Below are 9159 nucleotides of genomic sequence, written 5' to 3' on the forward strand. Positions count from 1 at the left end.
CGCCGGAAAAATTATATTTGCCAGCAAGGCCAAAGTGCTTAAAGTCTCTCTTCCCTTTCCAACTTAAGTTGTCCACTTTCTGCTGACGACGTACAATTACAGCCTGTCTAAAAGCTCCCGTTAATAGCTTATATTACGAGTGATACATTTGATTTATTCGCTACATATGAAACCCTTTAAGTATTCTTTAATCATTATCACTTTTTGTCTTTATGCAAGCTCGTCCAAAATTTTTGCTCAAATAGTCAAGCATCAACTTGTCATTGAAGCTACTGGATTTTATCAAAAGGGGGAAGATTTGACTTATCCGTTTACTCCGGCTCCTTTTCCAGCAGTAGGGTATTTCTCTTCAAATGCTGATCAGCAAAACAGCTTAAAATTAGGGGGGTCAGTAGGTTATATGATTAATAGCAAGTGGTTAGTTAGTGTCGGCTTGACTCGTACTCATTCTACCATTCACAACGTGTTAGATACAACTGTTATAGAGTTCTCCGAAACGAAACTGGTTAAAGCATGGGGGGAAAGGAATTTTAAGTACACCAGCACTCGTCCTTACATCGAAGTAAAGTATATATATAGACTCTCAAAAAAGCTTTGGTTAGCCCCTTCTGTGATGTTAGCTTGGGGGAAACAAAAATACATCTACGGGGAAATCTCTAATATCATTGAGTACACGCCTGAAGAACCGCACCTGCCAACTTACGCTACCGGAAAAGCCATAGGAACTTATCGGGAATCCAAGGCAATCCAATGGTTACTATCTCCGACAGTGGGGTATTGCATCACCCCTTGGTTAGGCGTAAAACTAGCTACTGGCGGCCTCTCACTTTTGCTAGATAACCGGCAATCATATAAGCTAAAGACTCAGCAGTTCACAGTCAATTTTAACCCGTCTCAATGGACGTTCGGTTTATTTAGTCCATTGACCTTTTTGAAGGCTAAATCCAATCGCTAATTTTCTGCTACATCAGCTTCACTTAACGAATAGATGTGTAATCACAACTTCGGTCAATACCGCTTTCCAACTTTGATTGAACTGCGTACACCTAGGATAGTGCAATATTGCAGTACAATAGATGCTTGCACTTTTCTTAGCCCTGTTTTATAACTATTCTTATGTTAAGAGAATAATTAATGTTTTGACTTATTTAATCAAATCACTTTTTAAAAGAATAAGTCAATTTACAACTATTTATGTGAAATCTTTTCTCGTACAATTAACATAAGGATTCCCCACAACAAAGCGTTAAGTAGCATACATACAGCGAAACCTACCAAAGAGTTAGAGGGCATTTTGATTAGTAAACCGAAAGGTAATATTATCCATCCTATTGCCTGCTGCCACAGAGGAGGTACATTGGGAGTTAAAAAGAAGAACATCCAAGGGATGAAAAGTATAGTACATCCAACTAGATAAAGCCTTCCGTACCAAACCAACTTAAGTAACCTATCTTGCCAAACCGAGTTTTTCATCGCGTTGCAGTTGTATAAGTGATTTTATATAACCCTGTCTGTACTCACTTAGGTTGAAGGGAGGGCAAATGATAGTGAATATATTTCCCCCTCAGTGGACCAGCTAGTAACTCCGACTCACTTAGTTGACTAAACCGATCAATAGAGGGCATCTTCAGAACTTGAAGCAGTTCTCCCGTCTTAACATCCCTTTTGTAAATACCTCTTTGCGCCATCTCCACGATCAGGCAACTATCCATTAAGAGAATCTGTCTGACTCGTCCAGGCCCCTGCTTCCACACCAACTGTTGATCCTTAATCGAATAACAGAAGAGCCCTCTTTCCCAAGTACCAATGAATACAAATTGCCCATCCTCGGTAATTGGAGTACCATATTGAGCATTGTAAGCTATTGAAGACACTGTTTTGAACTCAGCTACTTTTTTATCATCTCGATTATAAACGGTTAAATAGCCATCTACATCATATTCAATAGTCTTTACATTTTCGTACTGGTAATGAATTCTCAAGAGCCTAGGAAGAAATTCTATTCGCATCGAATGTCCGGAACTGTTATATAATCAAACCTTATGTTAACTGACGGTTTTGACTAATCATTCGACTAATCGAATGATTAGTCAAAATAGTTGCTTTTTGAGTTGCTCACTTATCTTTGAGTGAATGATTAGTCAGTGATTACTCAAAGATGCAATGAATGACGATCAAACCTTTTTGACTATTAAAGAGGCTGCTGCTCGATTTAACAAGTCAGAGCTGACTATACGGCGACTAGTCAAACAGCACAATTTGACTAATCATATTCGGTCTGAAGACACACCGAAGGGCAAAACCTATCAGGTGAGTCAGGCATTTCTTGAGCAGCACTATTCAATAATTCCATCTTTAACTCCTTACCAAGAAAGTATTTCTTCTGATGTGGTTCAGGAAAATGAACAGTTGAAAAATTTGCTGGTAGAGAAAGACAAAGTCATACAACAACTTCAAAATCGCTTGTTTGAGCAAAGTGATGTATTGAATGCTTTGATTAATCAGATGAATAGTCAAAAGATTAGTCACATTGAAGAACTCTTACTTGAGCAAAATAGCCAACTAGTTGATTTACAGAAGCAGTTGTCAACCAGTACAAGCAAACCAAAGAACTGGTTATCTCGTTTCTTTAGAAAGAAAGATTGAGTTAGCTTTTAAGCACTATGTTTGACCAGCCTTAAGCCAAAGGCCGAAAGATGGTCAAAATCATTATCCGTAGTGTGTAGTTCCAAATCGAAATATAGAGCTGTTGTAGCAATCCACAGATCATTTTTACTCATATTTCGAGATGACATGCCAAGAGGTAGCGGCTTCAATTTTAAGGTTCCTTGGCTGTATGCATCAATTTGAGCGTATACATCTGTTAGGAACATTGTGATTTCAACAATAGGGTAGCCTTTCAAAATACTCTCCAGAAACGTCAGTTTCTGAGTACCCCAATCCGCTTTTAGGGCAAACGCTCTCAATTCCCCTGCTACTACTACCGGTATAATTGCTTTTGAATTTAGCCACTGCCCCCGGCGGACATGCTGAATAATCAAGTTTGTATCAAATACCATTATTCGATGCTTCGCGTTCCTGCCTCAAAATTTCGTCCATACGCTTATTCTCTTCTTCATTGAAGCCTAAATCTGGAATTTGAAACGGCTCCTTAGCGCATACTTCATTTAGAAAGCGTTGAACGCCCCAACGCATGATATCTTCTGGCCGGTAGACGTTCCATTGGCCTGGTTTTAAGGGTGGAATTGGCTCTTGTGAACCATCCGTTGATATTTTCCTCGATTCCATAAGCTTCGGTTTAAGGTCTTGTTACAGAATAACAGTCAACTATTTCTTTTACTTACCATCTAAGCCAAATTCTTTTTGCAGGATAGAACGAACATAGCCCGCTTTGTTCGTCGTACGATCTAACTTACCTGAAGTTTGTAGGTCTTTGACACGTTGAGCAAAGATTTTGACATTTTCGTGCGTTTTTAAGGCTTCTAAGGCGTGATCGATTAAAAGAGAGTCCTTGCCAAAGATCTGGGCTAAAAACTGCGCTACGAAGACGATATCCGCATTGCTGGCTCTTTCTTGAGCTATTTGTTTCTTTTTAGTGTGAATTTGGAAATTCCATTGCTTTACAGACCCTCCCCGTCCCCTTCCACTACGGTCTTCAGTATAAGTGAAGTAGAGATCACTAATGCCTTCTTCATACATCTTCATTAATTCAGCTTGTGCAACCTCGATCACAAATTGCTTTAAATTACCTGTAGTCATCTTAGCAAGCAGTACATCCCGCAACTCATCTGGAGTAAATTTAAACTTTCCAACGGATCTCCATTGACAACACCACTCATAAAACCGTTGAGAAAACTTACTCGTCAACGTCATGACTACAGTAGCATCCAATACTGTAAAGCGTTTTGTTAATTCGTACAGATAAGGTACAACATACTTTGAGATAGATACTTCCAACCCTTTCTCTTTCGTGTATTCCCCACCATTTACAAAGCCAGTTTCAATCCAACCTCCATCAGGCTTGTCAATCGAAAAATCTTTCTTGCGAAGACTTACAACAGCCTTCCTGTAGTCTCTAAATCGGTGGTCATGCTGATCTGTTTTCTTTAGCTGACTTTCAGCTATAAATAGAGTTAGCTCTTTGTTAAAAAAGTCATTTGGAACTCCATTTTTTACAATATCCTCCACCTCAATTAAAGCTAAATAGATCAATCGCTTTTCAGTAACGGTATAATCATATCTAGCCCCAGTAATGGCATTTGATTGTTTAAAGGGTTCTATCGGGTTCATAGTGGTATTTTAACAGTAAAAAAAAGAAAGGCTTATTTAATAAGCAAATTAAACAAGCTTTTCTCCGCCAATTACTGTTAAAATACCGCTAAAATCTCCGCCAATTACTGTTAAAATACCGCCAATTACTGTTAAAATAAGTGCATAAATTACTGTTAATCAATACGTTGCGAGCCCCTAAAGTTTGCAAAAGAAATATTTTGATAAAGTGCAAGTGCGAAAAAATGGCATTTAGGGTGTGGATAAGTCAAAAAACAGTCCAAAATTCTAAGTTATCCACACCTAAAAAAGCAGCAAAAGCAATCGACTAAAATGAATAGGGAAAGAAAAGCAAAATAAAGATAATACAGTAGGCCGAGCAACTAAACTTATAGTTAATGAGCTATATTTATTGTACTATTCTAATAAATAGCCTTCTGCACGCTCTCAAGTAGAGCAATCGGTTTAGTCTTCTTTCCCCTTTCCAACCCTTTTAGCAGGATTGCCCCCAGTTACATCCCGGCTAGGAGCCAATTTGTAAATGCTGGCTATTGTCATTAGCTTGTAATCAGGCGGGCTAGCGGGGCATGCTGGGTACGCAGTAGTCTCTTTTTTTAGAGAGCGAGACGGAACGCTATTCCGCTACGCTGCATACCGTTCGTCCCGCCCTACGGGGTTGATAATCACTAAATTGTACTTTTATTGATCTGGAAAAGCAATAGTACAATGTATATTAGTATTATAAGTAATTGATAATCAATTTAAAAATGTGTACTTTTTATCTGTATGAGCGAACGTAAGAGCCTAGCAGTGAGTGTTGGCACCCACCAACAATTGGAACGGTTGGGGGCGCAATTTGGCCTTTCCAACAAGGATTTGGTGGCTGCGATGGTGCAATATTTCACTGTTACGAAGACCGATCCGCGCGAGCCGAAGGCCGACCGGCCCGAGCTGGCGATCAAAAAACTGACCGATCAGGTGGCAGCGCTCGATAAACGCTTCATTGGATTTATCCGGGAACAGGAAAAGGAGCTGTTAAAACCCCTACGCGCCGATGTACAGGCGCTGCGGCAGGCTCAGGAGACGCGCCCGCCCCTGGGTCCGGAGCAATTGGAAGAACAGCTAACCGGGGTGGTGGAAGCGGTGCAAACGCTGCTGCGGCTGTCGTTTCGCCAGGCTCTGGTGGATCACTTCCTGCGTCCGGAGTACCGTCAACAGGCCGATGACCTTTTAAAGCAGCACCCCATCCGATGATGACCAAGATTCCAGCCGGGGGTAGTGGCCTCTCCAACCGCAGCGGTTCCTGCGGGGGTTTAGTGACGTATCTGGAGAAAGAACAGCAGGGGCAATGGTTTGGCCGCGAGGCCGATGGTGTAGCGGGTGGTCAGGTGGTGGCCGACATCGACGCTAACAAGCGCAACCTGGGCCGGACCGATGATAAGTACTATCAGATCGTGCTGGCCCCGTCCCAGGCCGAGCTGGCGCACCTAAAAGCCAATCCCGAGGCATTGAAAGCCTTTACCCGCGAAGCGATGGAGCAGTACGCCGAAAACTTTGGAAAGGGGATAAAAAGTCAGGATCTGGTCTGGTACGCCAAGATCGAGCAGCACCGCAGCTACACTTACACGGATCGGGCGGTGCAACTGGGTGAGCAGCCCAAAGGCTTAGCGAAACAGGGCGATCAGACCCACATTCACGTTATTGTCAGCCGCACCGAGAATCTAAAGGCTTACCGGCAGGGGCTGGAAGCCGGTTTGCACCAGCGCAAGAACCCCTACCACCTGAGTCCGTTGACCAATCACAAAGCGACCACCAAAGGGGTGGTGCAAGGCGGCTTTGAGCGCAACGCCTTTAGCCAGCGGGTGGAGCAGAGCTTTGATCGGAGCTTTGGCTACCAGCGCAGCCTAACCGAGTCGTTTGCCTACCGACACGGTATGAAGTACGGCGACGAAGCCCTAAAAGCCGAACTCGGCCAGGCGGCTCGTTTGGAAGCCGCGCCCCGACCGACCGCGGAGTTAACGGTCGCCGACCCGTTAGCGGGTCTACGGGAAGGATTAGGCCAGGCCTACCAGCAGCAGGAGGCCCATCGCCAAGCTGAACTGCAACGCCAGCAGGAAGCCGCCCAAGGGCTCAAACAGCAGCAAGCAATCGAAATCAAACCCGATGAAACGCCCCGCCGCAGCCGGGGTTTAGGCTTATGAGCGAAAACAAGTTTTTAAAGAACCTGAGCCAGCAGGCTCCACCCCCAGCGGTAGATCCGAGTACCGACCCGATTCAACGGCTGACGGCGGAGCTGAGCCGCCAGAGTGAGACCATCGAAGCGCTAACGGACGTGATTAAACGCCTGCAAAGCCAGCCGCGCCCGGCCACCTATGAGCAGGTCAAGGCCCTGGCCGGTCAGGCTCCTAAGCTCGACGCGGCCGCCGTCGCTGACCAGTTGCGCCCGGCGTTGGTGGCCGCCGAGCCAGCGCGCCGTTGGTATCAAGGTGAATTTCTGGGCTTTACTTCTCTATGGTCGATGGCGGGGATTTTGGGCTTTGTCCTCCTGTTGATGTTTGTGCTGGGTTGGGGTGGCTTCCAGCAACAAACTCAGATCGAGTCCTGGCAGCAGCAAGCCCTGCAGGCTCGCCAGGAGCTGGAGGCCCATCAGCAGTTTGTGAACTGGCTTTCGACCCAGAAGGCCTACAAAAACGCCTTAAAGCAGTACAACCAGCAGGCAAACAATGGAGAAAAAAAGCGGTAATGAAGCGGACGCTTTTACTCGTTCCCCAAAAGGATGGAAAAGCCAACTCCTAATGTCAGGGTTTTCTGCTGGAAGGAATACCGGTTGTTGTCCGGATCCGGTGAGGTCGCACTGGTCGAATAGCCCTTCTCGGTACTAACATTGTAATTCAACCCCGCATTCAAGGCCACATTTCGATTTATAAAGTAGGCCAGCCCCAGGTTAGGCGACAGCGTACTGGTAAAGAATCGATTGGTGGGCAGGCTGAGCGAAAGATCGGTGGAGACTGCGCGTGACTTTGCCCAGCTATAAGCGTAGCTCAGACCTGCAAACGGTTTGAGTTTGGCCTTTCCCAGGTAATAGCGAACCGAAGGGCCCAGGCCAATTTGGCGGGAAAGGGCCGCATCAGGTATAGACTGGTAGCGGGTTCTCTGTAAGCTGTAGGGCACCGTTAGGGCTACCAATAGGTTGTTTGCGATGAAATAGCCTGCGGTGGGCGCCAGATCCACGGAGAACGAATGGCCGCGATTGCCCTTAAATTTCCGGTAGGAGAAATCACCGACTTGGGCCCCCAGCAGCCAACGGCCTTTCTGGGTTTGCGCCATAGTATTCAAACCAATGGTCAGGAGCAGCAAGGTAAGTCCAGCCTTTTTCATATCGGGTTGGTTAAAGGTGTGAAACGATAGTTCTAGTTAATAAAGCGAATGCGGGCTTACTTCTAATGGGGCACTGGACATAGACCCTTATAAGAGCGAGCTAAAAGCCGCTAGGAAGGGCGTAAATGGCAGATGCTTAAATTGCACTATTTCGAGGGGTGTTGTATAAGGTATCTTATGTTAATGAAATATTCCTAGATCATACTCCATCTACGAGCTGTAGAGGTAAGGCGGTTTATCTTTGAAAAGGGGAGAGAAAATACTTAAATTTTGGTAAGGTAATATCTATTGATTATCCTGTTACTAGCTTTACACAATTGTGATTGTACAACAGATTTTGGTATGTGTAATACAACTTTGGATTATTTGTCTGAAAAAGAAAATAACTTGATACTTATAGTATACGGTATACAAGGCACGATTGAAGATAAGCAAAAAAAGTTACAAATTGAAGGTGTATATGAGGCTTACAAAGAGGTCCATCGTCAGTATGCTAATTTAGCCATTGAAAGTCTTGAAGCCCTTAAACGGGGATTATTCATTCAGTGGCATGTATTGGTGGGAGCATGTTTTGTAAGCGGTATTAGTGATATATATCCACAAGCAGAATATAGAATTATAGAGATTTTAGATGATAAGCTAAGCAGAAACGAAGTTGATCCTGAACTCTATGCGATGGTAAGCTATTATGCAAATGAAGCTTGGGATTTTGTTTATGACCGATTTCCAAGTTTTGTTAACCTTAAGAATCTCATGAGTAATAAAAATACATATGATCAAATCGTCAAGCAAATAAAATGCAGTAATTTAAATAATAGAGGTCAAATGGGGATTTACTGGAATTCGATTGTTAATCGTGATTAATTTGGTCTTACCTATACAACAGTTTCAAACTATTCAAGAGATGTTCCCCAGATAATGCTGACCTCTGGTTTAAGAGTCAGAAGAAAGTCGTTTAAAGAAGTGTCTGGATGAAAAGTTGCTTTAAGATGCTCGCCATTGGGACCCTTCAAAACTTCGATACTATCAATGTTATGTAGATTGAGAGTGATTTTCGCTTTTTGACCACGGACTAACGTTAAGTCAATATCCCCATAAGCTGGCGAAAATGTACAGTATAACAATTCGTCAGCATACTGCTTTTGAAAAGTAACAGTGTTGTAAAACCAAGGCATCTCTGGATCTAATACCTCAGGTTCTACCTCGAAAAAACTCATTAACTCATAGTCATCAGGGAATACTCTAGTAGCCATTCTAAAGGAACTTAGATAAGGAATAGTTCAGTCAATATCTGAGTTAATTCAAATAACATAATCGTAGTTATACGGCGAGGCTAAAAAAAATGCAATTTATTAACCTACGACTAAATTGTGTTTTATATTGTCTTTGTGTCAACCGAAGTTGTACTTATTACAGCTGTATGTAGTCAAGCCAAAGTGGACAACTTAGCGAGAAAAGAGAAGAGACAAATTCTTAACTTGTTTCACTCAAATCTCCTAGATTATGTCCAAT

General features: G+C 43.4%; 12 protein-coding genes. 6 read left to right on the forward strand and 6 right to left on the reverse strand.

Going from position 1 to position 9159, the window contains the following annotated elements; all coding sequences use genetic code 11:
* Window positions 1-166 precede the first annotated feature (166 nt).
* The gene (locus tag LX87_RS28200; RefSeq protein WP_111631644.1) at window positions 167-955 is read left to right on the forward strand and encodes a hypothetical protein; all 789 of its coding nucleotides are present in this window, start codon (window positions 167-169) and stop codon (window positions 953-955) included.
* A 562-nt stretch (window positions 956-1517) separates the two neighbouring features.
* Here LX87_RS28200 and LX87_RS28205 read toward each other — a convergent pair.
* On the reverse strand, window positions 1518-2009 hold the full coding sequence (locus tag LX87_RS28205) for a PQQ-binding-like beta-propeller repeat protein (protein WP_111631645.1): 492 nt from the start codon (window positions 2007-2009) through the stop codon (window positions 1518-1520).
* 154 nt (window positions 2010-2163) lie between these two features.
* On the opposite strand from LX87_RS28205, the gene LX87_RS28210 reads away from it, so the two are divergent.
* Window positions 2164-2646 carry a DNA-binding protein gene (locus tag LX87_RS28210; RefSeq protein WP_111631646.1) on the forward strand — a complete coding sequence of 161 codons (483 nt, stop codon included), beginning with the start codon at window positions 2164-2166 and terminating at the stop codon, window positions 2644-2646.
* An 8-nt stretch (window positions 2647-2654) separates the two neighbouring features.
* On the opposite strand, the gene LX87_RS28215 is transcribed toward LX87_RS28210, so the two are convergent.
* The 3 genes from LX87_RS28215 to LX87_RS28225 are packed head-to-tail and all read right to left on the reverse strand — an operon-like array spanning window position 2655 to window position 4290.
* Window positions 2655-3059, reverse strand: a complete 405-nt coding sequence (locus LX87_RS28215) for a PIN domain-containing protein (protein WP_111631647.1) — start codon at window positions 3057-3059, stop codon at window positions 2655-2657.
* Window positions 3049-3288, reverse strand: coding sequence for a hypothetical protein (locus LX87_RS28220; RefSeq protein ID WP_111631648.1), 240 nt, complete (start codon window positions 3286-3288; stop codon window positions 3049-3051). The genes LX87_RS28215 and LX87_RS28220 overlap by 11 nt, the downstream gene beginning before the upstream one ends.
* Window positions 3289-3336: 48 nt before the next feature.
* Window positions 3337-4290: a replication initiation protein gene (locus LX87_RS28225; protein WP_111631649.1), complete on the reverse strand. Its 954-nt coding sequence runs from the start codon at window positions 4288-4290 to the stop codon at window positions 3337-3339.
* A 765-nt stretch (window positions 4291-5055) separates the two neighbouring features.
* Between LX87_RS28225 and LX87_RS28230 the strand changes: the two genes are divergently transcribed.
* The 3 genes from LX87_RS28230 to LX87_RS28240 are packed head-to-tail and all read left to right on the forward strand — an operon-like array spanning window position 5056 to window position 7012.
* Window positions 5056-5523, forward strand: a complete 468-nt coding sequence (locus LX87_RS28230; RefSeq protein WP_111631650.1) for a BfmA/BtgA family mobilization protein — start codon at window positions 5056-5058, stop codon at window positions 5521-5523.
* Complete coding sequence (locus LX87_RS28235; protein WP_111631651.1) at window positions 5520-6470, forward strand: DUF5712 family protein; 951 nt, start codon at window positions 5520-5522, stop codon at window positions 6468-6470. The genes LX87_RS28230 and LX87_RS28235 overlap by 4 nt, the downstream gene beginning before the upstream one ends.
* Entirely contained in the window at window positions 6467-7012 is a 546-nt protein-coding gene (locus LX87_RS28240; RefSeq protein ID WP_111631652.1) for a hypothetical protein, read from the forward strand. Before LX87_RS28235 ends, LX87_RS28240 begins: the two co-directional genes overlap by 4 nt.
* A gap of 14 nt (window positions 7013-7026) precedes the next feature.
* On the opposite strand, the gene LX87_RS28245 is transcribed toward LX87_RS28240, so the two are convergent.
* Window positions 7027-7647, reverse strand: coding sequence for an outer membrane beta-barrel protein (locus LX87_RS28245; protein WP_111631653.1), 621 nt, complete (start codon window positions 7645-7647; stop codon window positions 7027-7029).
* Between the two features lie 342 nt (window positions 7648-7989).
* Between LX87_RS28245 and LX87_RS28250 the strand changes: the two genes are divergently transcribed.
* Window positions 7990-8511 carry a hypothetical protein gene (locus LX87_RS28250; RefSeq protein WP_111631654.1) on the forward strand — a complete coding sequence of 174 codons (522 nt, stop codon included), beginning with the start codon at window positions 7990-7992 and terminating at the stop codon, window positions 8509-8511.
* A 29-nt stretch (window positions 8512-8540) separates the two neighbouring features.
* On the opposite strand, the gene LX87_RS28255 is transcribed toward LX87_RS28250, so the two are convergent.
* The gene (locus LX87_RS28255) at window positions 8541-8900 is read right to left on the reverse strand and encodes a hypothetical protein (RefSeq protein WP_111631655.1); all 360 of its coding nucleotides are present in this window, start codon (window positions 8898-8900) and stop codon (window positions 8541-8543) included.
* Window positions 8901-9159: the final 259 nt, after the last annotated feature.

The sequence above is a fragment of the Larkinella arboricola genome (assembly GCF_003259745.1).
GTDB lineage: Bacteria > Bacteroidota > Bacteroidia > Cytophagales > Spirosomataceae > Larkinella > Larkinella arboricola.

Bases quoted from the DNA above. Each gene is read 5' to 3' on its own strand.
- LX87_RS28245 (WP_111631653.1), bottom strand. From the start codon at position 7,647: ATGAAAAAGGCTGGACTTACCTTGCTGCTCCTGACCATTGGTTTGAAT.
- LX87_RS28250 (WP_111631654.1), top strand. From the start codon at position 7,990: ATGTGTAATACAACTTTGGATTATTTGTCTGAAAAAGAAAATAACTTG.
- LX87_RS28240 (WP_111631652.1), top strand. From the start codon at position 6,467: ATGAGCGAAAACAAGTTTTTAAAGAACCTGAGCCAGCAGGCTCCACCC.
- LX87_RS28230 (WP_111631650.1), top strand. From the start codon at position 5,056: ATGAGCGAACGTAAGAGCCTAGCAGTGAGTGTTGGCACCCACCAACAA.
- LX87_RS28210 (WP_111631646.1), top strand. From the start codon at position 2,164: ATGAATGACGATCAAACCTTTTTGACTATTAAAGAGGCTGCTGCTCGA.
- LX87_RS28205 (WP_111631645.1), bottom strand. From the start codon at position 2,009: ATGCGAATAGAATTTCTTCCTAGGCTCTTGAGAATTCATTACCAGTAC.
- LX87_RS28225 (WP_111631649.1), bottom strand. From the start codon at position 4,290: ATGAACCCGATAGAACCCTTTAAACAATCAAATGCCATTACTGGGGCT.
- LX87_RS28215 (WP_111631647.1), bottom strand. From the start codon at position 3,059: ATGGTATTTGATACAAACTTGATTATTCAGCATGTCCGCCGGGGGCAG.
- LX87_RS28235 (WP_111631651.1), top strand. From the start codon at position 5,520: ATGATGACCAAGATTCCAGCCGGGGGTAGTGGCCTCTCCAACCGCAGC.
- LX87_RS28200 (WP_111631644.1), top strand. From the start codon at position 167: ATGAAACCCTTTAAGTATTCTTTAATCATTATCACTTTTTGTCTTTAT.
- LX87_RS28255 (WP_111631655.1), bottom strand. From the start codon at position 8,900: ATGGCTACTAGAGTATTCCCTGATGACTATGAGTTAATGAGTTTTTTC.
- LX87_RS28220 (WP_111631648.1), bottom strand. From the start codon at position 3,288: ATGGAATCGAGGAAAATATCAACGGATGGTTCACAAGAGCCAATTCCA.